26 protein-coding genes and 1 tRNA gene are annotated in these 25,808 nt (G+C 67.0%); 21 read left to right on the forward strand and 6 right to left on the reverse strand.

What is annotated here, in order from left to right; all coding sequences use genetic code 11:
* Positions 1-99 precede the first annotated feature (99 nt).
* From CDO46_RS15370 to CDO46_RS15400, 7 genes are all read left to right on the forward strand, one after another.
* Positions 100-2,493: a bifunctional salicylyl-CoA 5-hydroxylase/oxidoreductase gene (locus CDO46_RS15370; protein ID WP_087839355.1), complete on the forward strand. Its 2,394-nt coding sequence runs from the start codon at positions 100-102 to the stop codon at positions 2,491-2,493.
* A gap of 127 nt (positions 2,494-2,620) precedes the next feature.
* Positions 2,621-3,394, forward strand: a complete 774-nt coding sequence (locus tag CDO46_RS15375) for an SDR family NAD(P)-dependent oxidoreductase (protein ID WP_087839356.1) — start codon at positions 2,621-2,623, stop codon at positions 3,392-3,394.
* 10 nt (positions 3,395-3,404) lie between these two features.
* The gene (locus tag CDO46_RS15380) at positions 3,405-3,947 is read left to right on the forward strand and encodes a MarR family winged helix-turn-helix transcriptional regulator (RefSeq protein WP_087839357.1); all 543 of its coding nucleotides are present in this window, start codon (positions 3,405-3,407) and stop codon (positions 3,945-3,947) included.
* Positions 3,948-3,964: 17 nt separating this feature from the next.
* Positions 3,965-4,819, forward strand: a complete 855-nt coding sequence (locus CDO46_RS15385; RefSeq protein WP_087839531.1) for an enoyl-CoA hydratase family protein — start codon at positions 3,965-3,967, stop codon at positions 4,817-4,819.
* 100 nt (positions 4,820-4,919) lie between these two features.
* Positions 4,920-6,107, forward strand: a complete 1,188-nt coding sequence (locus CDO46_RS15390; protein ID WP_087839358.1) for an acyl-CoA dehydrogenase family protein — start codon at positions 4,920-4,922, stop codon at positions 6,105-6,107.
* 33 nt (positions 6,108-6,140) lie between these two features.
* Positions 6,141-6,533 (forward strand): RidA family protein, encoded by a 393-nt coding sequence (locus tag CDO46_RS15395; RefSeq protein WP_087839532.1) that lies wholly within the window; start codon positions 6,141-6,143, stop codon positions 6,531-6,533.
* A 76-nt stretch (positions 6,534-6,609) separates the two neighbouring features.
* A complete protein-coding gene (locus CDO46_RS15400; RefSeq protein WP_124688895.1) occupies positions 6,610-6,810 on the forward strand; it encodes a hypothetical protein in 201 nt (66 codons plus the stop codon).
* A 10-nt stretch (positions 6,811-6,820) separates the two neighbouring features.
* Here the strand turns inward: CDO46_RS15400 and CDO46_RS15405 are convergent, their stop codons facing one another.
* Complete coding sequence (locus CDO46_RS15405) at positions 6,821-7,129, reverse strand: hypothetical protein (protein WP_087839359.1); 309 nt, start codon at positions 7,127-7,129, stop codon at positions 6,821-6,823.
* Between the two features lie 38 nt (positions 7,130-7,167).
* Complete coding sequence (locus tag CDO46_RS15410; protein WP_087839534.1) at positions 7,168-8,082, reverse strand: YihY/virulence factor BrkB family protein; 915 nt, start codon at positions 8,080-8,082, stop codon at positions 7,168-7,170.
* Between the two features lie 178 nt (positions 8,083-8,260).
* Here CDO46_RS15410 and CDO46_RS15415 point away from each other — a divergent pair, with 178 nt between their 5' ends.
* The gene (locus tag CDO46_RS15415; RefSeq protein WP_087839360.1) at positions 8,261-8,989 is read left to right on the forward strand and encodes an OmpW family protein; all 729 of its coding nucleotides are present in this window, start codon (positions 8,261-8,263) and stop codon (positions 8,987-8,989) included.
* Between the two features lie 12 nt (positions 8,990-9,001).
* Here the strand turns inward: CDO46_RS15415 and CDO46_RS15420 are convergent, their stop codons facing one another.
* Complete coding sequence (locus CDO46_RS15420) at positions 9,002-9,967, reverse strand: tripartite tricarboxylate transporter substrate binding protein (RefSeq protein ID WP_087839361.1); 966 nt, start codon at positions 9,965-9,967, stop codon at positions 9,002-9,004.
* Positions 9,968-10,170: 203 nt separating this feature from the next.
* Between CDO46_RS15420 and CDO46_RS15425 the strand changes: the two genes are divergently transcribed.
* The 7 genes from CDO46_RS15425 (at position 10,171) to CDO46_RS15455 (ending at position 17,972) form a co-directional block, all read left to right on the forward strand.
* On the forward strand, positions 10,171-12,468 hold the full coding sequence (locus CDO46_RS15425; RefSeq protein WP_087839362.1) for an ABC transporter substrate-binding protein: 2,298 nt from the start codon (positions 10,171-10,173) through the stop codon (positions 12,466-12,468).
* Entirely contained in the window at positions 12,465-13,442 is a 978-nt protein-coding gene (locus tag CDO46_RS15430; RefSeq protein ID WP_087839363.1) for an ABC transporter permease, read from the forward strand. Before CDO46_RS15425 ends, CDO46_RS15430 begins: the two co-directional genes overlap by 4 nt.
* A gap of 4 nt (positions 13,443-13,446) precedes the next feature.
* The gene (locus CDO46_RS15435) at positions 13,447-14,910 is read left to right on the forward strand and encodes an ABC transporter permease (RefSeq protein ID WP_087839364.1); all 1,464 of its coding nucleotides are present in this window, start codon (positions 13,447-13,449) and stop codon (positions 14,908-14,910) included.
* A complete protein-coding gene (locus tag CDO46_RS15440) occupies positions 14,910-16,814 on the forward strand; it encodes a dipeptide ABC transporter ATP-binding protein (RefSeq protein WP_207958654.1) in 1,905 nt (634 codons plus the stop codon). The genes CDO46_RS15435 and CDO46_RS15440 overlap by 1 nt, the downstream gene beginning before the upstream one ends.
* A gap of 19 nt (positions 16,815-16,833) precedes the next feature.
* Entirely contained in the window at positions 16,834-17,184 is a 351-nt protein-coding gene (locus CDO46_RS15445) for a GFA family protein (protein ID WP_087839365.1), read from the forward strand.
* 61 nt (positions 17,185-17,245) lie between these two features.
* Positions 17,246-17,333: transfer RNA gene (locus CDO46_RS15450), tRNA-Ser, on the forward strand.
* Positions 17,334-17,492: 159 nt separating this feature from the next.
* Positions 17,493-17,972 carry a VOC family protein gene (locus CDO46_RS15455; RefSeq protein WP_087839366.1) on the forward strand — a complete coding sequence of 160 codons (480 nt, stop codon included), beginning with the start codon at positions 17,493-17,495 and terminating at the stop codon, positions 17,970-17,972.
* Between the two features lie 15 nt (positions 17,973-17,987).
* On the opposite strand, the gene CDO46_RS15460 is transcribed toward CDO46_RS15455, so the two are convergent.
* Positions 17,988-18,881, reverse strand: a complete 894-nt coding sequence (locus CDO46_RS15460) for a LysR family transcriptional regulator (protein WP_087839367.1) — start codon at positions 18,879-18,881, stop codon at positions 17,988-17,990.
* Between the two features lie 117 nt (positions 18,882-18,998).
* Between CDO46_RS15460 and CDO46_RS15465 the strand changes: the two genes are divergently transcribed.
* Genes CDO46_RS15465 through CDO46_RS15480 form a run of 4 tightly spaced genes read left to right on the forward strand, consistent with a single transcriptional unit; the run spans position 18,999 to position 23,339 of the window.
* Complete coding sequence (locus tag CDO46_RS15465) at positions 18,999-19,937, forward strand: carbon-nitrogen hydrolase family protein (protein WP_207958655.1); 939 nt, start codon at positions 18,999-19,001, stop codon at positions 19,935-19,937.
* Positions 19,938-19,972: 35 nt separating this feature from the next.
* On the forward strand, positions 19,973-21,604 hold the full coding sequence (locus CDO46_RS15470) for an MFS transporter (protein ID WP_087839368.1): 1,632 nt from the start codon (positions 19,973-19,975) through the stop codon (positions 21,602-21,604).
* Between the two features lie 23 nt (positions 21,605-21,627).
* Positions 21,628-22,698 (forward strand): phenylacetaldoxime dehydratase family protein, encoded by a 1,071-nt coding sequence (locus CDO46_RS15475; protein ID WP_087839369.1) that lies wholly within the window; start codon positions 21,628-21,630, stop codon positions 22,696-22,698.
* Between the two features lie 14 nt (positions 22,699-22,712).
* The gene (locus tag CDO46_RS15480) at positions 22,713-23,339 is read left to right on the forward strand and encodes a glutathione S-transferase family protein (protein ID WP_087839370.1); all 627 of its coding nucleotides are present in this window, start codon (positions 22,713-22,715) and stop codon (positions 23,337-23,339) included.
* A gap of 22 nt (positions 23,340-23,361) precedes the next feature.
* Here CDO46_RS15480 and CDO46_RS15485 read toward each other — a convergent pair whose 3' ends face one another.
* Together CDO46_RS15485 and CDO46_RS15490 are read right to left on the reverse strand one after the other, a co-directional pair.
* Positions 23,362-23,598, reverse strand: a complete 237-nt coding sequence (locus CDO46_RS15485) for a DUF333 domain-containing protein (protein ID WP_087839371.1) — start codon at positions 23,596-23,598, stop codon at positions 23,362-23,364.
* A 33-nt stretch (positions 23,599-23,631) separates the two neighbouring features.
* The gene (locus tag CDO46_RS15490; RefSeq protein WP_254914616.1) at positions 23,632-24,183 is read right to left on the reverse strand and encodes a LuxR C-terminal-related transcriptional regulator; all 552 of its coding nucleotides are present in this window, start codon (positions 24,181-24,183) and stop codon (positions 23,632-23,634) included.
* Between the two features lie 116 nt (positions 24,184-24,299).
* Between CDO46_RS15490 and CDO46_RS15495 the strand changes: the two genes are divergently transcribed.
* Together CDO46_RS15495 and CDO46_RS15500 are read left to right on the forward strand one after the other, a co-directional pair.
* On the forward strand, positions 24,300-25,004 hold the full coding sequence (locus CDO46_RS15495) for a CoA transferase subunit A (RefSeq protein ID WP_087839372.1): 705 nt from the start codon (positions 24,300-24,302) through the stop codon (positions 25,002-25,004).
* Positions 25,005-25,006: 2 nt separating this feature from the next.
* Positions 25,007-25,651, forward strand: a complete 645-nt coding sequence (locus CDO46_RS15500) for a 3-oxoacid CoA-transferase subunit B (protein ID WP_087839373.1) — start codon at positions 25,007-25,009, stop codon at positions 25,649-25,651.
* Positions 25,652-25,808 lie beyond the last annotated feature (157 nt).

Here is a 25,808-nt window from a genome sequence, read left to right on the forward strand (position 1 = left end):
GCAAAAATATTTTAAGTATGAAATAATAGCCACCAGACAGGCGGATACGCGTGTTCCGCCGCCATTTTTCCAGCCGTCGAGCCGGCCAGCGGAGGACTCATGAATATCGCGTGCATCGGAGGAGGGCCCGCCGGGCTGTATTTCGCGCTCTTGATGAAGAAGCGTGATCCATCATCGCGCATCGTCGTCATCGAGCGCAACCGTCCTTACGATACCTTCGGCTGGGGCGTGGTGTTCTCGGACCAGACGCTGGGCAACCTGGTGCAGGCCGACGAGCCCACCGCGCGCCGCATCCTCCAGTCCTTCAACCATTGGGACGACATCGACGTCCATTTCAAGGGACGTACCATCACGTCGGGCGGCCATGGCTTCTGCGGCATCGGCCGCAAGCGCCTGCTGAACATCCTGCAGGACCGTTGCCAGGAGCTGGGCGTCGAGCTGGTGTTCGAGACCGAAGTGGACGACGACCAGGAAGTCGCCCGCCGCTACGGGGCCGACCTGGTCATCGCCTGCGACGGGCTGAACAGCAAGGTCCGCAAGCGTTACGAGGACGTCTTCAAGCCCGACATCGAGACCCGCGCCTGCCGTTTCGTCTGGCTGGGCACCAAGAAGCTGTTCCCGGCCTTCACCTTCGCGTTCGAGGAAACCGAGCACGGCTGGTTCCAGGCGCATGCCTACCAGTATGACGGCGATACCTCGACCTTCATCATCGAGACGCCCGACGAGGTCTGGCAGCGCGCCGGCATCGACAAGATGAGCCAGCCCGAGGCCATCGCCTTCTGCGAAAAACTCTTCGCCAAGTACCTGGACGGCCAGCCGCTGCTGAGCAATTCGCCCCACCTGCGCGGGTCGGCGAACTGGATCCGTTTCCCGCGCATCGTCTGCGGCAGCTGGGTCCACTGGAACGACATCGACGGCAAGCGCGTACCGGTCGTGCTGATGGGCGACGCGGCCCACTCCGCGCATTTCTCCATCGGTTCCGGCACCAAGCTGGCGCTCGAGGACGCGATCGAGCTGGCGCGCTGCTTCGATACCTACCAGGGACAGGATCTCGAGGGCGTCATGGCCGGCTACGAGGCGGTGCGGGCCATCGAGGTGCTGAAGATCCAGAGCTCGGCGCGCAATTCCATGGAGTGGTTCGAGAACGTCGACCGCTACGTCGACCTCGAACCCGAGCAGTTCGCCTATTCCATGCTGACGCGCAGCCAGCGCCTGTCGCACGAGAACCTGCGGCTGCGCGACGCGTCCTATGTGGAAGGCTACGAGCGCTGGTTCGCGCGCAAGGCGTTCGCGGCGGCCGGCCTGGCCGAGCCCCCCGAGCCGCGCGGCAAGCCCATTCCCCCCATGCTGACGCCGTTGCGCGTGCGCGACCTGGTCCTGAAGAACCGCATCGTCATGTCGCCCATGGCCCAGTATTCGGCGGTGGGCGGCACGGTGGGCGATTTCCACATGGTGCACCTGGGCAGCCGCGCGATGGGCGGGGCCGCCATGGTCGTCGCCGAGATGACCTGCGTGTCGGCCGACGCGCGCATCACGCCGGGGTGTCCCGGGCTCTACCGCCCCGAGCATACCGAGGCCTGGAAGCGCATCGTCGATTTCGTGCACGAGCATACCGATGCCCGGATCGCCGTGCAGATCGGGCACGCCGGCCCCAAGGGGTCGACCAAGCTGGCCTGGGAAGGCACGGACATGCCGCTGGAGTCCGGCAACTGGCCGCTCATCGCCGCGTCCGAGGAACAGTATCTGCCGGGCGTGTCGCAGGTGGCTCGCGCGGCCACGCATGACGACATGCGGCGCATCCTGGGCGATTTCGTACGGGCCACCCTCGAGGCCGAGAAGGCCGGCTTCGACTGGCTGGAGCTGCACTGCGCCCACGGCTACCTGCTGTCCACCTTCATTTCCCCGCTGACCAACCGCCGCACGGACGAGTATGGCGGCAGCCTGGAGAACCGCTGCCGCTATCCGCTCGAGGTCTTCGCCGCGATGCGCGAGGTCTGGCCCGCGCACAAGCCCATGAGCGTGCGCATCTCGGCGCACGATTGGGTCGAGGGGGGGATCACGCCGGACGACGCGGTAGCGATCGCCCGCCTGTTCAAGGCCGCGGGCGCGGACATGATCGATTGTTCGTCGGGCCAGGTCAGCAAGCGCGAGCAGCCGGTATACGGGCGCATGTTCCAGACGCCGTTCGCCGACCGCGTCCGCAACGAGGCCGGGATCCCGACCATCGCGGTGGGCGCCATTTTCGAGGCCGACCATGTCAACGGCATCATCGCGGCCGGGCGCGCCGACCTGTGCGCGCTGGCCCGGCCGCACCTCGCCAATCCGGCGTGGACGCTGCTGGAATCGGCGAAGATGGGATGGGACGTGACGTGGCCCAAGCAATACTATGCGGGCCGCCTGCAACTGGAACGCAACCTGGAACGCGAACGCCAGATGGCCGCCGCGACCCAGGGCATGTCGCCGCGCGAAATCGCCGCGCGCCTGTTGGAGTAAGGAAGGGACCACCCCCTACGCCCTTCGGGCGCCCCCTCAAGGGGGCGGCACTGGCGGACCGGCAAAGCCGGATCCGCGGTGCCCTGGGTCTGGGCATGAGTCATACGATGGAGTGGTGACATAGCTCATGGATCAATTGAACGGAAAGCATGCGCTGGTGACCGGCGGCGCGCGGGGCATAGGCCTCGCCATCGCCCGCGAGCTGTTGCGCCAGGGGGCCGCGGTCACGCTGACGGGCCGCGACCTGGCTGCGCTGGATGGCGCGGTGGCGGCGCTGGCGCCGCTGGGCGCCGCGCATCGGGTGCGGATGGACGTGGCCGACTCGGCCTCGGTCCAGCAGGGCATGGCCGAGGCCGTGCGCGCGGCCGGACGCATCGACATCCTGGTCAACAACGCCGGCCAGGCGGAATCGGCGTCCGTGGGCAAGACCGACGATGCCTTGTGGGCGCGCATGCTGGCGGTCAATCTGAGCGGAAGCTTCTATTGTTCGCGCGCGGTCCTGCCCGGCATGCTGGAAGCCGGCTGGGGGCGCATCGTCAACGTGGCCAGCACCGCCGGCCTGATCGGCTATACCTACACGGCGGCCTATTGCGCCTCCAAGCATGGCGTCGTCGGATTGACGCGCGCGATGGCGCTGGAGGTCGCCACCAAGGGGGTCACGGTCAACGCCGTGTGTCCCGGCTTCACCGAAACCGACCTGGGCCGCGAGGCCATCGCCAACATATCCGCCCGCACCGGCCGCAGCCAGGCCGAGGCCACGGCGGCGCTGGCCGCGTTCAACCCGCAGAAGCGGCTGGTGCAGCCCGACGAAGTGGCCAATGCCGCCGTCTGGCTGTGCCTGCCCGCCTCGGCCGCGATGAACGGCCAGGCCATCGCGGTCGCGGGCGGCGAAGTCACTTGAAGGAGTAAAGATGGCTCGCAAGCCCGTCGACGAGACCGCAACCGGCGCGGGGCGCGAACCCGCGCCGGTGCTCGACCTGGAAGCCAGGTTGACCGAGGACCACCACCAGTCGCTGGTGCTGTGGCTGCGCATGCTGTCCTGCACGGTGCGCATCGAGACCGAGATCCGGTCCAGGCTGCGTGCCGAATTCGACATCACCCTGCCGCGCTTCGATCTCATGGCCCAGCTCGAGCGGCATCCCGAGGGATTGCGCATGGGCGAGCTGTCGCAGCGCATGATGGTGACCGGCGGCAACGTCACCGGCATCACCGACCAGCTCGAGCAAGAAAAATTGGTGGTGCGCGAGCCCTCGCCCGAAGACCGGCGCGCCTTCGTGGTCAAGCTCACGCCCTCCGGACGCAAGGCCTTCGCCAAGATGGCGGCCGTGCACGAGCAATGGATCGTCGAGCTGTTCTCGACCCTGCCCGCGGCTTCCAAGGACACGCTGATCGAACTGCTGTCGCAATTGAAACAGGGGCTGACCGACCGGTTGCCCACCACCGAACGCAAATAGAACAGGGGATGACGACCATGCGCTATGTTCATGGGGAAAAACAGATGCTGCACGGCGGCCGTACCGCCATGGCCGACTACGCGGCCCGGCATTTCTCGCTGCAGGTGCGCGACGCGGTCGCCATCGTCACGCTGGACCGGCCCGAGCGCAAGAATCCGCTTACCTTCGACTCGTATGCCGAGCTGCGCGATTTCTTCCGCGCGCTGGCGTATGCCGACGACATCCGCACGGTGGTGGTGCAGGGCGCCGGCGGCAATTTCTGTTCCGGCGGCGACGTGCACGACATCATCGGTCCGCTCACCCGCCTGGACATGCCGTCGCTGCTGGCCTTCACGCGGATGACGGGCGACCTGGTGAAGGCCATGCGCGCCTGCCCGCAACCCATCGTGGCGGCGGTGGACGGCGTGTGCGCGGGCGCGGGGGCCATCCTGGCGATGGCGTCGGATATGCGCCTGGGCACCGCGCGCAGCAAGACCGCCTTCCTGTTCACCCGCGTCGGCCTGGCCGGCTGCGACATGGGCGCGTGCGCGCTGCTGCCGCGCGTGATCGGACAGGGCAGGGCGTCCGAGCTGCTGTACACCGGTCGCTCGATGGGCGGCGACGAGGGCGAGCGCTGGGGGTTCTTCAACCGCCTGTGCGAACCGGAAACCTTGTCCGACCAGGCCTACGAACTGGCGTCCAGCCTGGCGCAGGGGCCGATGTTCGCCCACGCGATGACCAAGCGCATGCTGCACCAGGAATGGAACATGGGCATCGAGCAGGCCATCGAGTCCGAGGCGCAGGCCCAGGCCATCTGCATGGCCACCAATGATTTCCACCGCGCCTATCACGCGTTCGTGGCGAAACAACGGCCCGTCTTCGAAGGGGACTGACCCCCCCCTACGCGCTTACGCGCGCCCCCCAGGGGGCGGCACTGGCGGACCGGCGGAGCCGGATCCGCTGTGCCCTGGAAAGTAATTCAGTGGAGTTGAGATGAGTGAGACATCGAATTCGAGCAGGGCGCAGCACCTGGCCTGGCCGTTCTTCGAACTGCGGCACCAGGAACTGGTGGCGGAGCTCGACCCGTGGGCGGCGCGGCGCGTGGCGCATGCGCATGGCGGGGATACCGACGCGACCTGCCGTGGGCTGGTGCGCGCGCTGGGCGAGGACGGGTGGCTGCGGTATGCCGTGGCCGGGCTGGAACACGGCGGCCTGACCAATACCATCGATACCCGCGCCGTCTGCCTGATCCGCGAGACGCTGGCCTATCACGACGGGCTGGCGGATTTTTCCTTCGCCATGCAAGGCTTGGGGTCGGGCGCGATCAGCCTGTTCGGCACCGGCGACCAGCGCGCACGCTACCTGCCGCGCGTGGCCGCCGGCCAGGCCATCGCCGCGTTCGCGCTGTCCGAACCCGAGGCGGGCTCGGACGTGGCCGCAATGGCCTGCGCGGCCACGCTGGACGGTTCGCACTACGTGCTGGACGGCAGCAAGACCTGGATTTCGAACGGCGGCATCGCCGACTTCTACGTGGTGTTCGTGCGCACCGGCGAGGCGCCGGGCGCGCGCGGCATCACCGCGCTGGTGGTCGATGCCGACACTCCCGGGCTGGAAATTGCCGAGCGCATCGACGTGATCGCGCCGCATCCGCTGGCGCGGCTGCGCTTTGCCGGCTGCCGCGTGCCGGTGTCCCAGCGGCTGGGCGAGCCGGGGCAGGGCTTCAAGGTCGCGATGGCCACGCTGGACGTCTTTCGCACCTCGGTGGCGGCCGCGGCGCTGGGCTTCGCCCGCCGCGCCCTGGACGAGGCGCTGGCGCGCGCGACCTCGCGCCGCATGTTCGGCCAGACGCTGGCCGATTTCCAGTTGACCCAGGCGAAGCTGGCCGAAATGGCCACCGGCGTCGACGCCGCGGCGCTGCTGACCTACCGGGCGGCCTGGATGCGCGACGGCGGCGCGCGCATCACCAAGGAGGCGGCCATGGCCAAGATGACCGCCACCGAGACCGCGCAGCGCGTGATCGACGCGGCGGTGCAGATGTTCGGCGGGCAGGGCGTGGTCAGCGGCGAGACGGTCGAGCGGCTGTACCGCGAGATCCGCGCGCTGCGCATCTACGAAGGCGCCACCGAAGTCCAGCAACTGATCATCGCCCGCGAGCTGCTGCGCGCGGCGGGCGCGGCCTGAAGAACGACGAAAGGAGAACCCATGGCACCGAACATCGAGATACTGCAGCCGGCCGGATGGCCCCGCCCCCGCGGCTACAGCAACGGCCTGGCCGCACGCGGCAAGCAGGTCTTCATCAGCGGCATGATAGGCTGGGAGCCCGACGGCGTGTTCCGCGCCAAGGACTTCGCCGGCCAGGTCCGGCAGGCGCTGGCCAACATCGTCGAGGTGCTGGCCGAGGCCGGCGCGGGGCCGGAGCACATCGTGCGCATGACCTGGTACGTGCTGGACAAGCGGATCTACGTCGCGTCCTACGAGGACATCGGCAAGGCCTATCGCGAGATCATCGGCCGCCATTTCCCCGCGATGACGGCGGTGCAGGTGGCCGGCCTGGTCGAGGACGAGGCCCAGGTCGAGATCGAGGTGACGGCGGTCGTCCCCGACTGACCGCATCCGGGTCGCGTGGCGCGGGGGGGATGGGTATCATTTCACGTATGGACGCTTGCACACACGGAGAACCATCGTGAAAGACACCCCCCACAGCCTCAAGCCCGGGTACTACTGGTATTTCATCGACACCGACCCGCCGTCCGTCATCCACATCCACGACACGGGCGCGGCCAGCCTGATGGGCACCGACTACGAGGTGCCGCCCGAAGACGTGGCGGAAATGATCTCGCGCGGCGAGACCTTCGTCTGGATCGATCCGCCGCTGGTGCCCTAGTTACAGGGTTTCAGTGCCAGACGCCGGCCTCGACGAAGATGTGCCGGCTGGCTTCCAGCAGTTCGGCGCGGGGCGCGCCCAGCTTGATGGCTTCGCCCACCTGCAGCGGCACGTACTTGGTGGCCGACACCAGCACCGGCTGTCCGGCCGGCTGGCCCGGCCAGCTCAGGGCCAGGCAATGCTGGTGGTGCGGTTTCTCGCCTTCGTACTTGGCCACCGCGACGCCGCTGCGCAGCTCGATGGCGGTGCCCGCATGATGGTCGATCTCGAACTGCGGCAGACTGCCCAGGAATCTGATGTAGGGATGCAGCGCGGCCATCGTCGTCTCCCCCGCGTACCGGGTGAAGCTATCCTACTTCAACGGGGGATTTCGTCCAATGCCTGCGCGATACTGCGCTTGCCCTTGCCGAAGGTATCGGCGTATTGCCGCGTGAAGGCGGCGCCGAAGAAGAATATCTGCGCCGAATAGTAGATCCACAGGATCAGCGCGATGACCGAACCGGCCACGCCGTAGGACGACGCCACGCTGCCGTGACCCAGGTACAGGCCGATGACGCCCTTGCCGATCAGGAACAGCACGGCCGTCATCAGCGCGCCCGGAACGACCTCCCGCCAGGGGATATGGATACTGGGCAGCAGCTTGAACACCACCGCGAACAGCGCCGTGACCACGGCGAACGAAAACAGGTTGGACACCAGCAGCGCCGCCGTCGAGAACACCGATTCGGCCCAGTACGCGTGCCAGTATTCCTGCAGGGCGGCCAGCGCGGCGTTGATGGCCAGGGAGATCAGCAGGAACAGGGCCAGTACCAGCACCAACCCGAACGACAGCAGCCGGCCGCGGACCAGGGCCCAGATGCCGGACGTCCTGGACGATGGCACGTCCCACAGCTCGTCCAGACTCTCTTTCAGTTCCGAGAAGGCCGTGGTCGCGCTGAACATCAGCAGCACGGTCGAGATCAGGGCGGCGGCCCAGCCCTTGTCCGATTGCTGGGCGCTGGCCAGGACGGTCTGGATGGCCTCGGCCCCCTGGCGCCCCGTCAGCGAGCCGATCTGGCTGACGAGCTGGTTGCGCACGGCATCCTCGCCGAAGAAGGCGCCGGCGATGGCGATGACCAGCAGCAGGATGGGCGCCAGCGAGAACACCATGTACAGGGCCAGCGCCGCGCCCTTGCTGGCGGCGCGGTGATCGGACCACCGGCGCGCGGTGTCCCACAGCAGCGCGACGATGAGCACGCGGCGCAGACGGTCCAGGTAAGGGCCCAGGGGCATGGCGGCGGCGTCTCCGAAGGAACGGCATGGCTCCATTCTGGGCGTGGGGCGGCGCAGCGTCAGTATCCGAACACAAACCGACGCAAATGTAGATTTTGCTAACGCGTTACCGATGTGCGACCATCGGCCGGTTAAATGTGCATCGCGGCGCGACCTGGAACATTCGGAAAGGACATTCATGAGGCATCGAATCCTGCTGGCCATGCTGGGGACCCTATGCGCCACGGCGGTCCACGCGCAAGGCGCCGGATCCAACGTTTTCGGCGTGGGCTGGATGCATCTCGCCCCCCAGGATTCGAGCAAGCCGTTGACCATCGTCGCGCCCGGCGCGGTGGCGGGGCCCGTACCCGATACCGGATCGTCCCTGGAAAGCGCGGATACCCTGGGACTGACCTATACGCGTTTCCTGACCGACCACGTCGCGGCCGAACTGGTCCTGGGCGTGCCGCCCAGGTTCAAGCTGAATGGCGAACAGGCATTGGCGCCGGTGGGGCTGCTGGGCTCCGCCCGCCAGTGGAGTCCGGCCGTGGTGTTCAAGTATTTCTTCGGCCCGGCCGACAGCGCTTTCCGGCCTTTCGTCGGAGCCGGGCTGAGCTACATCTGGTATTCGGACGTGCGCCTGACCGATGGCTTCCAGCGCGCGGTGTCGGCCACCGTCACCCGGAACACCAATCCCGGCTTGAAGACCGATGCCGAGGTCGACAGCAAATGGGCGCCGGTGCTCAATGCCGGCGCCGCCTATCAGATCGGCAGGAACTGGGGGGCGCTGCTGTCGGTATCCTACCTGCCGGTCAAGACCCGTGCCCGCCTGCGTACCCATGGCACGCCGGTGGGCACGATCGAGAGCCAGGCGGACCTGAAGATCAACCCCATCGTGGGCATGCTGGCCGTCACCTACCGTTTTTGAACGGCGCCGGCGTCAGTCCTGCGCGCTGAAGCCGGTCTGGGCCACGATGTCGCGCCAGCGCGCGATTTCGCTGCGCGTGTAGGCGGCCAGCGCGTCGTGCCCGGCGTAGGCCGGATTCACGCCTTGCTCGACCAGCTTGCGCTGGACGTCGGCATCCTTCATCACCTGGCCCACGGCCTCGTCCAGCTTGTTCACCACGGCGGCGGGCGTGCCCTGGGGGGCATACAGCCCGTACCAGCCGGTGGCGTTCACGTCGGGGTAGCCGGCTTCGGTCATGGTCGGGACGCCGGGGGCGGCGGGTTGCCTGCGCGCTCCGGTCACGGCCAGGATCTTCAGCTTGCCGCCCTGGGCCAGCTGTTGCGCGACCTGCAGGACCACGAAACCGAACTGCACCTGGCCGCCGACGAGATCGGTCACCAGGGGCGCCGAGCCCTTGTAGGGGACATGCTGCATGTCCAACTGCGCCTTGCGGTTGAACATGTCGCCGGCGAACTGCGACGGCGAGGCGGCGCCGAACGATCCATACGAATATTTGCCGCGCCCGGCCCGCAGCCAGGACACCAGCTCGCCCAGCGAGGCCGCCGGCACGCTGGCCGGGGTGGCCAGGGCCAGCTCGAAATCCACCAGCCGCGCCACGGCGGTGAAGTCCTTGACGGGGTCGTAGGGCAGTTTCTTGAAAGTGACGGGATTGACCGCCATGGTCTGGGCAAAGCCCATCAGCAGCGTGTAGCCGTCGGCAGGGGCCTTGGCGGCGGCGGCCGAGCCGATGAAGCCGTTGGCGCCGGCCTTGTTCTCGACGATGACGGGCTGCCCCAGGCGGGTGCGCAGCTTGTCGGCGACCATGCGGGCGACGACGTCGGGCGTGCCGCCCGCCGGGCCCGGCACCACCAGGGTGATGGGGCGCGAAGGATAGGTGTCGGCCTGCGCGGCGGTGGCCGCGAGCAGGCAGGAGATCGTCAGGATGGCGTGGCGGAACATGATTTCCCTCTTTGCTGCGAACCCCCCATCCTAAGGGCGGGATCGCCGCGCCGGGTAATGAAAATCCCCGCCCGGGATATGCCGGTTGCCTATATCGACATGCCTGGCACGGGAAGTTTCGGGGTATTCCTTAACGAAACCGGTGTGGGCAACGGTACGGTTTTTGCTATTCTCGAGAGGACGCTACTCCGGGGAGGTGGTCGATGCGCCTGACGTGCGCTGCGGGTTTGAGACAGGGCGCACAGGGCGCGCGCGGTTGGGCCGGAACGTTCCTCCTGGCGGTGGCGGCGGTCGTCGCGGCTGGCTGCTCGCCCGGCGGCCCCGACGGCGGCACGCCGCTGAACAGCCCCTACGCGGCCGGCGCCGAGCGCGAGAACGTGATGTACACGGCGTTCACCCAGCGCTCGCCCAAGTACCTGGACCCGGCCAGTTCCTATTCGGTCGACGAGACTCCCTACACCTACCAGATCTACGAGCCGCTGTATGGCTACGACTACCTGAAGCGCCCCTACCAGCTCGTGCCCCGGGCCGCCGTCCGGGTGGTCGATCCGGTCTACCTGGACGCGCAGGGCAACCGCCTGCCGGACAGCGTGCCGGGCGAACAGGTGGCGCAAAGCGTCTACGACATCCCGATCAAGCCCGGCATCCGCTTCCAGCCGCACCCCGCATTCGCGGTGGACGAGGCCGGCCGGGACGTGTACCGGCACCTGGCGCCGGCCGACCTGGAAGGCAAGTACGCCATCCCGGACTTCCCCCGCACCGGCTCGCGCGAGCTGACCGCCGACGACTACGTCTACGGCATCCGCCGCCTGGCCACCACCCGCGTGGTCTCGCCCATCTACGCGCACATGACCGACTACATCGTCGGCTTCAAGGAGTACGGCGACCGCATCCGCGCCGCCGACGCCGAGCTGCGCAAGGGGCTGGCCCCGACCACGCGCGACCTGCCGTGGCTGGATTTCCGCCAGTACGCCTTCGAAGGCGTGGAGGCGCTGGACCCCCATACGCTGCGCATACGGATCAAGGGCAAGTACCCGCAGTTCAAGTACTGGCTGGCCATGACCTTCTTCTCGCCCATCCCGTGGGAAGCGGACCAGTTCTACAGCCAGGCCGGCATGGCCGAGCGCAACCTGACCCTGAACTACTGGCCGGTGGGCACGGGGCCCTACATGCTGACGGAGTATCGCGAGAACCGCCGCCACGTGCTGTCGCGCAATCCCAATTTCCGCGGCGACCCCTATCCCTGCGAGGGCACGGACGAGGACCGCGCCGCCGGCCTGCTGGAGGACTGCGGCAAGCCCACCCCCTTCATCGACCGCATCGTCTTCAACATCGAGAAGGAAAGCGTGCCGCTGCAGGGCAAATTCCTGCAGGGCTACTACGACGTGCCCCAGGCCGAGCGCGGCGAGTACGGCGTGGCCTACCTGGTGGCGGCCGGCGATTCCAAGGAGAAGGCGGCCCTGTACGCCGAGCGCGGGCTGAAGCTGCCGACCACGGTCGAGACCCAGAACTGGTACATGGGCTTCAATTGGCTGGACCCGGTGGTAGGCAAGGGCGACAACCCCGCCCAGGAGGAGCGCAACCGCAAGCTGCGCCAGGCCATCAGCATCGCGGTGGACTGGGAGGAATACGTCACCATCTTCGAGAACAGCCAGGCGCAGGTCGCACATGGGCCGCTGCCGCCGGGCCTCCTGGGCTATCGCGATCCGCCCCCCGGCGCCAACCCGGTGGTCTACGACATAGACGGCGACAAGGTGACCCGCAAGCCGCTGGCCGAGGCCAAGAGGCTGCTGGCTGAAGCAGGGTACCCGGATGGCCGCAACGCGCAGACCGGCCAGCCCCTGGTCCTGAACTACGACGCGATGGGCGGCGTGTCGCCCGGCGCGCGTTCGCAGTTCGACTGGCTGCAGCGCCAGTTCGGCAAGCTGGGCATCCAGCTCGAGGTCCGCTCCACCGACTACAACCGCTTCCAGGACAAGATGCGGCGCGGCGTGGCGCAGATCTTCCTGTGGGGCTGGAACGCCGACTATCCCGATGCCGAGAACTTCCTGTTCCTGCTCTACGGCCCGAACGGCAAGGCGAAGGAGGGCGGCGAGAACGCCTCGAACTACGTCAATCCCGAGTTCGACAAGCTGTTCGAGCGCATGAAATACCTGGACGACGGGCCCGAGAAGGAAGCCCTGATCGCCCGCATGGTCGCGATCGTGCAGACCGACGCCGCGTGGATGTTCGGCTATTTCCCCAAGTCCGGCGGCGCCTACCAGCAGTGGGTGGGCAACGGCAAGCCGACCCAGATGATACGGAACAACCTCCAGTTCATGAAGATCGATTCCGCCCTGCGGACCCGCAAGATCGCCGAATGGAACCAGCCGGTCTGGTGGCCGGTGGCGCTGGCGGTGGTGCTGCTGGTCCTTCTGGCCGTGCCCGCATGGCGCATGGTCCGGCGCCGCGACCGCGCCGTGGCCGTCCATACCGACCGTCCCACGGGAGATGCGGCATGACCGCCTACATCGTGCGCCGGATCCTGTATGGGGTCCTGATCCTGATCGGCGTCAACCTGTTCACGTTCATGCTGTTCTTCGCGGTCAACACGCCGGACGACATGGCGCGCCTGTCCATAGGCGGACGCCGGGTCACCGCCGACGCCATCGAGAAATGGAAGGTCGAGCGCGGCTACGACAAGCCGCTGCTGGTCAACACCCAGGCCGAGGGCGCGCGGCGCTATACCGACACCATCTTCTTCGACCGCTCGGCCCGGCTGTTCGTGTTCGACTTCGGCGCCTCGGACGCCGGCCGGGACATTGGCTACGAGATCCGGCAGCGGGTGGGGCCCAGCCTGGCGCTGGCGGTGCCGACCTTCCTGCTGGGTTTGTTCGCCAGCGTGGCGTTCGCGCTGCTCCTGGTGTTCTTCCGGGGAACCTACCTGGATTTCTGGGGCGTGGTGCTGTGCGTGGCCATGCTATCTATCTCGGCGCTGTTCTACATCATCGCCGGGCAGTATCTGTTCTCCAAGACCCTGCGCCTGGTCCCGCTGTCCGGCTTCGCCGGCGGGCTGGACGCCATGCGCTTCCTGGTGCTGCCCGTGCTGGTGGCCATCATCGCCAAGCTGGGGCCCGAGGCACGTTTCTACCGCGCGCTGTTCCTCGAGGAAATCGGCAAGGACTACGTTCGCACGGCCCGCTCCAAGGGGCTGTCCGAGCGCCTGGTGCTGTTCCGCCACGTGCTGCGCAACGCCATGCTGCCCATCCTGACCAGCACCATCTCGGCCATTCCGCTGCTGTTCATGGGCAGCCTGATCGCCGAATCCTTCTTCGGCATCCCCGGCCTGGGCAGCTACACCATGGACGCCATCAACGCCCAGGACTTCGCCATCGTGCGGGCCATGGTGTTCATCGGTTCGGTGCTCTACATCATCGGCCTGATCCTGGCCGACATCTCCTACACGATCGCGGATCCGCGCGTGCGTTTCGAGTAAGAACATGCCCAAGATCGTCTTTCTGTGGACCGACGTCGCGCTGTTCCTGCTGGTGCTGGGGGTAGCCTGCTACGCCTGGCACGCCCGCCGCACGCCCAACCTGCGGGCCACCTGGGCCCGGGTGGCCCGCGACACGCCGGCCATGTGCGCCGTGGTGGTGTTGGGCGTGTTCGTGACGATCGGCTTGCTCGATTCCCTGCACTACCGGCCCTTGCTGGAATCGGTGGAAGTCAACGGCGGGAAAGGCGCGCGCGCCTATTCCCCGGTCACGCGCTCGGTGCTCGACGCCTTGCTGGAAAAACCCATGGCGGGGCGCGAGAAGACCTACTCGGCCCCGCTGGCGGTGCGCCAGTTCACCAAGGAATCCATGTTGGTGGACGGCAAGCCGGTGCGGGACTATCCGCGCCTGCGCCACGGCGGCGCGCACCTGACCGACCCCGACACGCAATGGCTGGGGGACGTGCTGCGGCGCACGGCCGTGGGCGTCGTGGCCGGCGGCCTGCTTGCCGGCGCCGTGGCCCTGCTGGTGGCGGGCGCCCTGGCGCATCGCGGCGGGCAGGGCTTTGCCGTGGCGTGGCGCGACATCGTCCACCGGCGCACCGCCGTGCCGCTGGCGCCCATGCTGCTGACCTTCGGCATCATCGCCATCCTGGCGGGCGCGGCCGTATCCCTGTCCACCGGCTATCACGTCATGGGCACCGACAGCACCGGCAACGACGTCCTCGTGCAGACCGTCAAGAGTTTCCGCACCGCGCTGGTGATCGGCAGCCTGACCACCCTGGCGACCCTGCCGCTGGCCCTGGCGCTGGGCATCATGGCCGGCTATTTCAAGGGCTGGGTCGACGACATCATCCAGTACGTCTACACCACGCTGACCTCCATTCCGGGCGTGCTGCTGATCGCCGCCTGCGTGCTCATGGTGCAGGTCTTCATCGACAACAATCCCGACCTGTTCGAGACCGGCGCCGAACGCGCCGACCTACGCCTGTTCCTGCTGTGCATCATCCTGGGCGTGACCGGCTGGGCGGGGCTGTGCCGGCTGCTGCGGGCCGAGACGCTCAAGCTGCGCGAACTCGACTACGTGCTGGCCGCGCGCGCCTTCGGCGCCTCGCCGGTGCGCATCATGACCCGCCACCTGCTGCCCAATGTCATGCATATCGTGCTGATCACCGTGGTGCTGGATTTCTCGACCCTGGTGCTGTACGAGGCCGTGCTGTCCTACCTGGGCGTGGGCGTCGATCCCTCCATGAATTCGTTCGGATCCATGATCAACCTGGCGCGGCTGGAAATGTCGCGCGATCCCATGATCTGGTGGAGCCTGCTGTCGGCCTTCGCCTTCATGCTGGCCCTGGTGCTGTCCGCCAACCTGTTCGCCGACGCCGTGCGCGAGGCCTTCGACCCGCGCGCCCGGGCCTACCGGCCGGCGTGGGCCAGGGCCCGTTCGGCCAAGATGCTGGAGGACCGCTGATGAACGCCCCCGCGGAAACCGCCATGCTGGACGTGCGCCGCCTGGACGTCCGGCTCGACAGCGACCACGGCGTTGTCCATGCCGTGGATGCGCTCGACCTGGCCATCGCGCGCGGCCAGACCTTCGCGCTGGTGGGCGAATCCGGCTGCGGCAAGAGCATGACCGCGCTGGCGCTGATGCGGCTCCTGCCCGACGCCGGGCGGATCGAGCGCGGCCAGACCTTGCTCGAAGGCGTGGACCTGAACCGCCTGCCCGAGCGCGACATGCGCACCGTGCGGGGCCGCAAGATCAGCATCATCTTCCAGGAACCCGCCACCAGCCTGAACCCGGTCATGCGGGTGGGCGACCAGATCGTCGAGACCATCGCCACCCATACCTCGCTGCGCGGGGCGGCCGCGCGCGCCAAGGCCGTCGAGTGGCTGCGGCGGGTCGGCATACCCGAGCCCGAGCGGCGGGTGGACGACTATCCCTTCCAGTTGTCGGGCGGCCAGAAACAGCGCGTCATGATCGCGATCGCGCTGGCGGCCGAACCGGAACTGCTGATCGCCGACGAGCCCACCACGGCGCTGGACGTCACCATCCAGGCGCAGATCCTGGAACTGCTGAGCGCCCTGCAGGCCCAGCTCGGCATGGCGATGATGCTCATCACGCACGACCTGGGCATCGTGCGCAGCATGGCCCACCACGTCGCGCTGATGTATGCCGGCCAGATCGTCGAGTCCGCGCCGGCCGACGAATTCTTCCGCCATCCCCGCCATCCTTATGCGCGGCTGCTGTTCGGCGCGCTGCCCAGCATGGGCCGCCGCGGCGAGCACCTGGCCGCCATTCCCGGCACCGTGCCCGCCCTGAACCAGGCTTTCGGCGGCTGCCGCTTCGCCCAGCGCTGCCCGGCCCACGCAGCCGAATGCGACGCCGCGCCGCCGCCCCTGGTCCAGGATGCGCCCGAACACGCCGTGCGCTGCGTCCGGCTGGCCGAGATCGACGCCGCCCGCGCGGCGGGCAAGGCCGAGCCGCTGCCCGAGGTGCACGTCGTGGCGCCGTCCGAGGCCGCCGTGGCGGCGCCCGCGCCGGCTTGCGCCGCCTCCGCGCCCGGATCCGGTCTCTTGAGCGTGACCGACCTCAAGGTCCATTTCCCCATCCGCAAGGGCGTGCTGCGCCGCACCACCGGCTGGGTCAAGGCGGTGGACGGCGTGAGCCTGTCGCTGGATACCGGCAGGACGCTCGCCCTGGTCGGCGAATCGGGCTGCGGCAAGACCACCACCGGCAAGGCCTTGCTGCGCCTGCTGGACGGCGTGGCCACGATCTCGGGCCAGGCCAGTCTCCAGGGGCACGACCTGCTGCGGGCCGGCGGCCGCCAGCTCAAGCGCCTGCGGCGCGACATCCAGATCATCTTCCAGGACCCCTACGCCTCGCTGAATCCCCGCATGCGCGTGGGCGAGATCCTGGACGAGGGCTTGGCCTCGCTGCGTCCCGACCTGGACGCCGCCAGCCGCCAGGCCGCCATGCTGCGCCTGCTGGACCAGGTCGGGCTGCGCGCCGATGCCCGCGACCGCTACCCGCACGAATTCTCGGGTGGCCAGCGCCAGCGCATCGCCATCGCCCGCGCCCTGGCGGTCGAGCCCAAGCTCATGGTGTGCGATGAACCGACCTCGGCGCTGGACGTCTCGGTGCAGGCGCAGATCCTCAACCTGCTGCACGCCTTGCAGCGGGACATGGGTATCGCCTACCTGTTCATCACCCACAACTTCGGCGTGGTCGAATACCTGGCCGACGACATCGCCGTCATGCAGGGCGGCCGCATCGTCGAGACCGGCCCGGCCGAGCGAGTCCTGACCCGGCCGGACCACGCCTATACCCGGCAGCTGCTGGACGCCGTGCCGCGCTTCGACGTCGAGGCGGCCTGAACGAACAAGGAGACCAAGCATGTCGTACGAAGGAAGTTGCCATTGCGGGGCCGTCGCGTTCGAGGTCGACGCCCCCGTGCCCGCCCAGGCCATGAGCTGCAACTGCTCCCATTGCCGCCGCAAGGGTTTCCTGCTGAGCTTCGTGCCCGAAGGCCAGTTCAGGCTGAAGCAGGGCCAGGACCAGTTGCGGTCCTATTTCTTCCACGCCCACAAGATCGAGCACATGTTCTGCGCCACCTGCGGCACGCAATCCTTCGCCCGCGGCGCCATGCCCGACGGCACGCCCATGCGGGCGGTGAACCTGCGCTGCGTGCCGTCCATCGACCTGGACGCCTTGCAGATCAAGCGGGTGGATGGGGCCAGCTTCTAGGCGGGCCGGCAGGGGCGGGAGGGCTAAAATGGATTATCATTCCGCTCCTGGCGCCGCATAGGGAAGCGTGGCAGAGTGGTCGATTGCACCGGTCTTGAAAACCGGCAACGGGCAACCGTTCGTGAGTTCGAATCTCACCGCTTCCGCCAGAGAACGTGAAAGCCCCTTGATTCAGTTGAGGATCAAGGGGTTTTTCTTGCCGCCGGGCCGCCCCAAGGCAAAATGGCTTCAAAATGTTCGCGGACCCGCCCGCCATCCCCGACTGGCGTAATCTTCCCAGACGTCTTCCCGATGCAGGAGAACCCGCCATGACCATCGCCAAGAACACGATCTGCCTGTGGTACGACAAGGACGCCGAGGAGGCGGCCCGCTTCTACGCCAAGACTTTTCCCGACAGCGCGGTGCACGCCGTCCACCGTGCTCCCGGCGACTATCCATCCGGCAAGACCGGCGACGTGCTGACGGTCCAGTTCACGGTGGCCGGCATTCCCTGCCTGGGCTTGAACGGCGGGCCGGCCTTCAGGCACAACGAGGCGTTCTCGTTCCAGATCGCCACCGATGACCAGGAAGAAACCGATCGCTACTGGAACGCCATCGTCGGCAACGGCGGCCAGGAAAGCGCATGCGGCTGGTGCAAGGATAAATGGGGTATTTCCTGGCAGATCACGCCGCGCGTGCTGACCGAGGCCCTGGCTGCCGGCGGCGGGGAAGCCAAGCGCGCGTTCGCGGCGATGATGGAGATGAAGAAAATCGACGTCGCCGCGATCGTGGCCGCGCGGCGGGGCTGACGCGCGGTATCCGGCTCAGGCCGGCGCGCAGCCGGCCAGCAGGTCGATGACCGCCCGCGCCGCGCGTGTCTGTACCCGGCCCCTCCGGCAGCACAGCACGGTGGCCGTCCGCGCCGCCGAGGCGCCTTCCAGTTCGATCATCACAAGCTCCCCGGCCGCCGCGTCGGTGGTCACCGCATAGTCCGGCAGCACCGTGGCAAGTTCCCCGCCACGCACGGCGCGCTTGATGCTCTCGATGTGGTCCAGGTTGAGGACGGCCGTGAGCGGCAGTTGCCGGCGCGTCGCGGCCTGGTTGAGCCAGCGCCGGGTCTCGAAGTTCGCATCGAGCAGGGCCAGCGGCTGCGCGAGCAGCGTCTTCAGGTCGACGCGGCGGCGCCGGGCCAGCGCATGGTCCGGCGCGACGGCTACGACGTAGCGCGTGACGAAGCGGTGGACGATCTCCAGGTCGGGGTCGTGTTCGTCCGGCGCCAGCGCAATGCCGAGGTCCACCGTGCCGTCGTGGACCAGGCGCAGGACCTGTTCCGAGCCGGCGACCCGGGCATCGAAGGTGATGCCCGGGTGCGAGGCGCGGAACCGGGAGATGGCGGGCAGCAGCCAGCCGGTCATGACGCCTTCGATCGAGGCGAGGCCGACGTTGCCCCGCACCAGCCCGTGCAGTTCATCGATGCGCGCCCGCGCAAGCTCCATGTCGCGCAGGCTGTTGCGCATCTGCGCGGCCACGATGCGGCCTTCTTCGGTCAGTACCATGCCGGTCTGGCTCCGCTCGAACAGGGGGGAGCGAAACGCGTGTTCGAGCAGTTGGACCTGGCGGCTGATGGCCGACGGGCTCAGATGCATCAGCTCGGCGGCACGCCGGATCGACCCGGTTTCGGCGACGGCGAGGAAGTAGCGGTAGGCGGGGATCTGCATGGGAGTCTTATGTCCTGGTGTGCAGTTTATTAGAACATGATGTTCGATACGTTCGGATGGACGGGACACCTGGCTGTCACGAGAATGGAGGCCCACTGAAAATGTCGCCTCGGGAGTATGTGGATGTTCAAGGCTGCTGTCGTCCAAGCATCGTCGGTCCCCTTCGAGCCGCAGAAGACGGCGGAGAAGGCTGCCGGCCTGATCCGTACCGCCGCGGGGGAAGGGGCGTCGCTGATCGTTTTTCCGGAAGCCTTTCTTGGGGGATATCCCAAGGGTTCCGCGTTCGGGACCGTGGTCGGCCGCCGCACGGATATCGGACGGGCGCATTTCCGGCGCTACATGGAGGGTGCCGTTACCCTGGATGGTCCCGAGCTGGCGTTGCTGGGCGAGGTCTGTGCCGAGACGGGTGTCCACGTCGTGATGGGGGTGATCGAGCGGATGGGGCGCACGCTGTACTGCACCAGCGTCACGCTTGCCCCTGGAGCCGGCCTGGCCGGCTTTCACCGCAAGCTGATGCCGACCGGCCAGGAACGCATCATCTGGGGTTTTGGCGACGGCTCGACGATCGCTCCGGTGGATTCCCCGCTGGGCCGCATCGGTTCGGTCATCTGCTGGGAGAACTACATGCCGGCATTCCGGCAGGCGATGTACGCGCAGGGGACGGAAATCTACTGCGCCCCGACCGCCGATGACCGTGCCAGCTGGGCGCCCACGATGATCCACGTCGCCCTGGAAGGGCGGGTGCACGTGCTGAGCGCGTGCCAGGCCATCAGGCTGGGCGAGTATCCGCCGTTCTATCGCGAGGATTTCGGCATGCAGGCGGCGGACGAGGACTATCTCATGCGTGGCGGCAGCATGATCGTGAGTCCCCTGGGCGAGGTCCTGGCGGGGCCGGTGTTCGATACCGAGACGATCCTGTACGCGGACATCGATACCGGGATAGGCAGGGCCAGCAACGTGGATTTCGACGTCTGCGGCCATTATTCCCGCCCGGACATTTTCAGTCTGACCGTGAACACCACGCCCATGCAGCCAGTCACTTTCGTGGCCGACTGAGCGCGTCGATAGTCGTTGGGGAATTGGGAGAAATCATGTCGGCACAAACATCAACGATCAAGCATTCCAAGAAACACGAACGTCTCGTCATCGTCGGGTCCACGCTGGGCACGCTGTTCGAGTGGTACGACTTTTTCCTGTTTGGCGCGGTGGCGTCGGTGTTCTCGAAGCTGTTCTTCGCGCCGTTGTCGCCGTCCAGCGCGTATCTGTTCGCGCTGATCGCCTTCGGCGTCGGCTTTGCCGTGCGTCCGCTGGGGGCGCTGCTGTTCGGCCGCCTGGGCGACATGATCGGGCGCAAGTACACCTTCCTCATCACCATCGTGCTGATGGGCGGCGCCACATTCTGCGTGGGCCTGATTCCGACGTATGCGCAGGTCGGCATTCTGGCGCCGATTCTCCTGCTCTTGCTGCGGGTGCTGCAGGGCCTGGGCCTGGGCGGCGAATACGGGGGGGCCGCGATCTACGTGGCCGAGCATGCCAGCCCGGGTAGGAAAGGGCGCAATACCAGCTGGATCCAGATGACCGGCGCCGGCGGCTCCATCCTGGCGCTGCTCGTGGTCTATGTCTGCCGCACGAGCTTCGGCGAGGCCTTCGAGGAATGGGCCTGGCGCATTCCGTTCCTGCTTTCCGCGGTCATGCTGGCGATCTCGGTCTATATCCGCACGGTGCTGCATGAATCTCCCGTCTACATGAAGATGAAGGCCGAGGGCAAGACGTCCAGGCAGCCGATCAAGGAAACCTTCGGCAGCTGGGCCAACATCAAGGCCATGCTGATCGCCCTGTTCGGCCTGGTCATGGGCGTGACGACGGTGCTCTACACGGCGCAGACCTATTCGTTCTTCTTTCTTACCCAGACGCTCAGGCTGGACATAGGCACGGCCAGCTTCCTGAACGCCATTTCCCTGGCGATCTGCCTGCCCATGATGTGGTGCGCCGCGGCCATCTCGGACAAGATCGGCCGCAAGAAGGTGATCCTGACGGGCTGCCTGCTTGCTGCGCTGACGATCTTCCCGGTCTTCAAGGCGCTGACGCAATACGCCAATCCCGGCCTGCAGGCGGCCTCGACGTCCAGCCCGGTCACGGTGCGCGCCGCGCCCGGCACCTGCAACGTGCAGATCGACCTGCTGGGCAAGAATCCGCCCGTGACGGAATGCGACAACGTCAAGGCCTTGCTGGCCAAGTCGGGCGTGCCCTACGACAACGTCGCGGATCCGGCCGCCGTCAGCCCCGTCACGCAGATCGGGGGCACCACGTTGACCGGCTTCGACGCCGCGGCGCTGAAGTCCACGCTCGAGCAGGCCGGCTACTCCAGCCAGGCGGATCCCGCGCGGGTCAACCACGGGATGGTGATACTGCTGCTGGTCATCCTGTGCGTCTTTTTCGCGATGGTCTATGCTCCTCTTGCCGCCGCGCTGGTCGAGATGTTCCCCGCCCGTGTCCGATATACCGCGCTGTCTTTCCCCTACCATGTGGGGAACGGGATCTTCGGGGGTTTTTTTCCCGCCGTGGCGTTCGCGATGGTCGCCTTTACCGGCGACATCTACTTCGGCCTCTGGTATCCGGTGATCTTCGCGGCCTTGTCGGTGGTGATAGGCGGCCTGTTCCTGCGCGAGCAGCCCGTCGAAGAAGAGTCGCCGGGGCTGCACGGCGCCCCTGGCCGAGCCTGAGCATCCGCATCAGTGAGCCCAGCATGAGTTTTCATATCGAATACCCGCGTACGATACCGGCCCGGCGGCCGGGGGACTTCGCCCCGGCGGCACCGAAGTTCCAGGTCCGGTGGAGCGCACCCGTCACGACGGTCGTGGCGGACTACATCGCCGTACAGCGCCAGCCCTCGGACCTGGGCGCGGAACGGGCCTTCTTCGACAGGGCCCGGGCGGCATTCGCCAGCCCGTGGGGGCCGGATTGCTTCGACGAGGTCCGTTGCACGGACGAGGCCGGCTTCGCCAATTCCATCGTCATCGCATACTGGGTCGACCTGACGCGGTACGCGGCCTGGAAGCACCGCGACGCATTCAACGGCTGGTTCGCATCGCCGGACCGGGAAAAGGAAGCGGTGGGCCATTGGCGCGAAACCCTGGTCGTGCCCTACGACCGGGTCGAGACGATTTTCTCCGAACCTTACTACCGTGCGGGCATCGCGCGCACGAACGGCTGCGAACTGGAGCCCATGTATGTCGCCGGCTATTTCGGCGCGATGCGCGACCGGCTTCCCATTTCGGCCGTTGATCCGCTGGACTCCCCCCATGGGGACGAGGCTCCCGAAGGCGGGTTCGATGCCGGCGCCGGCAGGCGGATCAGGATAGACGTACCGCCCAACGTGGTGAACATCCGCTCGGGCCAGTATTGGGCGCGGGCCGAAGGCGAGCAGCTGGACGACTATTACGCCAATCTGCAGCCCAAGCTGGACACGGGCATGGCGTATCTCAAGGACCATGCCGGCACGACAGGGTGCCTGTCCCTGCGTTCGCTGGTCGCGCTGGACCGCGAAGGCAACGAGCTCAGGGAAACGTCCAAGCACGGCTATTTCCTTTCCCTGGCGCCGCTCGAGCGGTGGGCGGCCAGCCACAAGAGCCACCTCGACATCTTCAGGCACGCGCTGGCCAAGCGCCGGCAGTACGGGGCCGAACGCAGCGTCGTCACCTGGCATGAAGTCTTCGTGATCGGCAGCACGCCTTCCTTTGAGTATGTGAACTGCCATTCAGGGACTGGCCTGCTGCGCTTTGCCCAGATCTGGGGAAGCGGCGTGGCGCGGCCTTGACCGGAGCCGCCGCCATGCCCATCCGCCTGTATTCGATGACGTACTCGGGACACGGCCATCGCGTGCAGTTGTTGCTGTCCCTGCTCGGACTGCCCTACGAGAAGATCGATGTCGATCCGCACGGCGGCGTCCTGAGGACGCCCGAGTTCCTGGCGATGAATCCTTTCGGGCAGGTCCCCGCCATCGTCGACGGCGACACGATTCTTCACGATTCGAACGCCATCCTGGTGTACCTGGCGAAGAAGTACGGCGGGCCTGCCTGGCTGCCTGAGGACGCCGAAGGAAGTGCGCTCGTGCAGCAATGGTTCTCGCTGGCGGCCGGACCGATCGCGTTCGGTCCGTGCGCGGCGCGGCGATTGCGGGTCTATGGCGAGGAACTGGTCCCCATGGGCCATGCGGTGGAGATCAGCATGAAGCTCTTTCCTGTGCTGGAGTCGATGCTGTCGGGGCGGATGTTCGCCATCGGGGAACATCCCTCGCTGGCGGATGTCGCGGCGTATACCTATATCGCGCATGCGCCGGAGGGTGGGCTGTCCCTGGAGGCGTACCCGGCTATCAGAGCCTGGCTGGAACGTGTCGAAGCATTGCCCGGCTTCGTCCCCATGCCGGAGGCACCCGCCCTTGACGAAACCCCGCCATAGGACGGCGGGAAGGGGAGGCGGATTACTGCCGGTTGCCGCCCGTCTTGCTTCGAAACAGCATCCATTCCTCGACCACGCGTCCGTCCGGAAGGTGGCAATAGCCCACCGTTCCATTCGCTTCCTGGCGCAGCTCGACCCTGCCGCCTTGTTCGATGCAGTACTCGGACGCCGGGTTTGCGATCCGGGCGGTCCCGGCCCTATCGGGCATGTCCGCGCATCCCGCCGCCAGGGCAAGGCCGATTACCAGGGGTGCTTTCATCTGAAGTCCTTTCATGTGTTGCCATATCCTCGTTCAAGCCGACAGCATCCGATGAATCAGGTCCGCCGTATTCGTCGCTGAAAATTTCTTCATCAGACTCGCGCGAAACACCTCCACCGTGCGCGGACTGATGCCGAGTTCCCGGGCGATCACTTTCGAGGTCTTGCCGTCCAGGAGTCGCGATGCGACTTCGCGCTCGCGAGGCGTCAGGGCCTCCGACGTGTGCGGCCGCTCGGCGCTGACATCCTCGAAGGTCCAGATCCCTGCCTCGTGCGGGCGCTCGCGGTTGAAGGCCCGGCCGGTCACGCGGCACCAGAAGTGCTGGCCGGTGGCGCGCTTCATGATACGCGTATCGGCATAGCGCCCATGCTTGTTCAGGATGGGGGCGATGCGCCTGCCCAGGCGCTCGAATTCCTCGGTCGTGGGATACAGCTCGCGGAACGACGCGCCCAGCAGGATTTCCCGGGACGCGTGGAAGACGTCGCAGACATAGCTGTTGCAGTCGACGATGATCCGGTTCTTCGAGAGAGCGAGGCCGATGGGCGCCATCTCGAAGGCCAGGCGATAGTCCGAGTCGGTGGACACCGGCGCTCCTAAGCAAAACTACGTAGATGGCTACGTAGTATCTTTCAAACGCTCGCCTTGCGCCAGCCCCTGGCCGCGAAGGCGATGCGGTGGTTCCAGTCCTTGGAGGAGGTGTCGTGAACAAGATTTATCCATCCGCCCCCGATGCGCTCGCGGGCGTCGTGAAAGACGAGCAGATGATCGCGGTGGGCGGCTTCGGCCTGTGCGGTATCCCGGAGGCGCTGATCGAGGCACTGCGTGCCTCGGGCGTCAAGGGCCTGACCGTGATCTCGAACAACGCCGGCGTGGACGGCTTCGGGCTGGGCAAGCTGCTGGAGACGCGGCAGATCCGGAAGATGATCTCGTCCTACGTGGGCGAGAACAAGGAGTTCGAACGCCAGTACCTGAGCGGCGAGCTGGAGCTGGAGTTCACGCCGCAGGGCACGCTGGCCGAGAAGCTGCGCGCCGGCGGGGCGGGCATCCCGGCCTTTTTCACCAAGACGGGCGTGGGGACCCTGGTCGCCGAAGGCAAGGAGCTTCGCGAGTTCGACGGGGAAACCTATGTGATGGAACGGTCCCTGGTGCCCGACGTGGCCCTGGTCAAGGCGCATGTGGCCGACCGTGCCGGCAACCTGCGCTTCCGCTACACGGCTCGCAACTTCAATCCGGCGGCCGCCACGGCGGGAAGGATTACCATTGCCGAGGTCGAGGAGATCGTCGAGGTCGGCGATCTGGCGCCCGACGACATCCATCTGCCGGGCATCTACATCCATCGCATCGTGCAGAACAGCCATCCTGAAAAACGGATCGAACAGCGCACGACGACCAAGGCGGAGAATTGATCATGGCATGGAGCAAGGACCAGATGGCGGCGCGGGCCGCCCGGGAACTGCGCGACGGTTTCTACGTGAATCTGGGGATCGGCATCCCGACCCTGGTGGCCAACCACGTGCCGGGCGATATCGAGGTCTGGCTGCAGTCCGAGAACGGCATGCTGGGCATCGGCCCGTTCCCGACCGAGGACCAGGTGGATGCGGACCTCATCAACGCGGGCAAGCAGACCGTGACCACGCTGCCGGGATCGTCGATCTTCGGCAGCGACCAGAGCTTCGCGATGATCCGCGGCGGCAAGATCAACCTGTCCATCCTGGGCGCCATGCAGGTCAGCGGGAAGGGCGACCTGGCCAACTGGATGATCCCCGGCAAGATGGTCAAGGGCATGGGGGGCGCGATGGACCTCGTGGCCGGCGTCGAGCGGGTGGTGATCCTGATGGAGCACGTGGCCAGGAAGAAGGATGGCGGCTACGAGCTGAAGATACTGCCCGAGTGCACGCTGCCCCTGACGGGCGTCGGTGTCGTGGACCGCATCATCACCGACCTTGGCGTGATCGATGTGACGGCGGACGGGCTGGTGCTGGTGGAGCTGGCGGAAGGCGTCAGCGCCGAGGAGATCCAGGCCAAGACGGGTGTGCCGTTGAAGATGTCGTAGGGGCCGCGTAGCGCCGGCATGGAAAGGACGGTACCCCCGTCCACAACCGGCCTGGCTGACGGCGAGTCCCCGCATGGCATCCCTTTCTGAAACGATCGTATAAAAAATAAATACGTATCCCAATATTTGGGATAAATTAATAGAAATAAAACGATCG

The sequence above is a fragment of the Pigmentiphaga sp. NML030171 genome (assembly GCF_002188635.1).
Taxonomy (GTDB): Bacteria; Pseudomonadota; Gammaproteobacteria; order Burkholderiales; family Burkholderiaceae_B; genus Pigmentiphaga; species Pigmentiphaga daeguensis.

What these genes read in the sequence shown, in the direction of transcription:
- CDO46_RS15460 (WP_087839367.1), bottom strand. Translation starts at nt 18,881, where the DNA reads ATGCAGATCCCCGCCTACCGCTACTTCCTCGCCGTCGCCGAAACCGGG.
- CDO46_RS15500 (WP_087839373.1), top strand. Translation starts at nt 25,007, where the DNA reads ATGGCATGGAGCAAGGACCAGATGGCGGCGCGGGCCGCCCGGGAACTG.
- CDO46_RS15465 (WP_207958655.1), top strand. Translation starts at nt 18,999, where the DNA reads ATGTGGATGTTCAAGGCTGCTGTCGTCCAAGCATCGTCGGTCCCCTTC.
- CDO46_RS15435 (WP_087839364.1), top strand. Translation starts at nt 13,447, where the DNA reads ATGCCCAAGATCGTCTTTCTGTGGACCGACGTCGCGCTGTTCCTGCTG.
- CDO46_RS15375 (WP_087839356.1), top strand. Translation starts at nt 2,621, where the DNA reads ATGGATCAATTGAACGGAAAGCATGCGCTGGTGACCGGCGGCGCGCGG.
- CDO46_RS15475 (WP_087839369.1), top strand. Translation starts at nt 21,628, where the DNA reads ATGAGTTTTCATATCGAATACCCGCGTACGATACCGGCCCGGCGGCCG.
- CDO46_RS15410 (WP_087839534.1), bottom strand. Translation starts at nt 8,082, where the DNA reads ATGCCCCTGGGCCCTTACCTGGACCGTCTGCGCCGCGTGCTCATCGTC.
- CDO46_RS15370 (WP_087839355.1), top strand. Translation starts at nt 100, where the DNA reads ATGAATATCGCGTGCATCGGAGGAGGGCCCGCCGGGCTGTATTTCGCG.
- CDO46_RS15470 (WP_087839368.1), top strand. Translation starts at nt 19,973, where the DNA reads ATGTCGGCACAAACATCAACGATCAAGCATTCCAAGAAACACGAACGT.
- CDO46_RS15425 (WP_087839362.1), top strand. Translation starts at nt 10,171, where the DNA reads ATGCGCCTGACGTGCGCTGCGGGTTTGAGACAGGGCGCACAGGGCGCG.
- CDO46_RS15430 (WP_087839363.1), top strand. Translation starts at nt 12,465, where the DNA reads ATGACCGCCTACATCGTGCGCCGGATCCTGTATGGGGTCCTGATCCTG.
- CDO46_RS15380 (WP_087839357.1), top strand. Translation starts at nt 3,405, where the DNA reads ATGGCTCGCAAGCCCGTCGACGAGACCGCAACCGGCGCGGGGCGCGAA.
- CDO46_RS15485 (WP_087839371.1), bottom strand. Translation starts at nt 23,598, where the DNA reads ATGAAAGCACCCCTGGTAATCGGCCTTGCCCTGGCGGCGGGATGCGCG.
- CDO46_RS15420 (WP_087839361.1), bottom strand. Translation starts at nt 9,967, where the DNA reads ATGTTCCGCCACGCCATCCTGACGATCTCCTGCCTGCTCGCGGCCACC.
- CDO46_RS15415 (WP_087839360.1), top strand. Translation starts at nt 8,261, where the DNA reads ATGAGGCATCGAATCCTGCTGGCCATGCTGGGGACCCTATGCGCCACG.
- CDO46_RS15445 (WP_087839365.1), top strand. Translation starts at nt 16,834, where the DNA reads ATGTCGTACGAAGGAAGTTGCCATTGCGGGGCCGTCGCGTTCGAGGTC.
- CDO46_RS15440 (WP_207958654.1), top strand. Translation starts at nt 14,910, where the DNA reads ATGAACGCCCCCGCGGAAACCGCCATGCTGGACGTGCGCCGCCTGGAC.
- CDO46_RS15480 (WP_087839370.1), top strand. Translation starts at nt 22,713, where the DNA reads ATGCCCATCCGCCTGTATTCGATGACGTACTCGGGACACGGCCATCGC.
- CDO46_RS15385 (WP_087839531.1), top strand. Translation starts at nt 3,965, where the DNA reads ATGCGCTATGTTCATGGGGAAAAACAGATGCTGCACGGCGGCCGTACC.
- CDO46_RS15455 (WP_087839366.1), top strand. Translation starts at nt 17,493, where the DNA reads ATGACCATCGCCAAGAACACGATCTGCCTGTGGTACGACAAGGACGCC.
- CDO46_RS15390 (WP_087839358.1), top strand. Translation starts at nt 4,920, where the DNA reads ATGAGTGAGACATCGAATTCGAGCAGGGCGCAGCACCTGGCCTGGCCG.
- CDO46_RS15405 (WP_087839359.1), bottom strand. Translation starts at nt 7,129, where the DNA reads ATGGCCGCGCTGCATCCCTACATCAGATTCCTGGGCAGTCTGCCGCAG.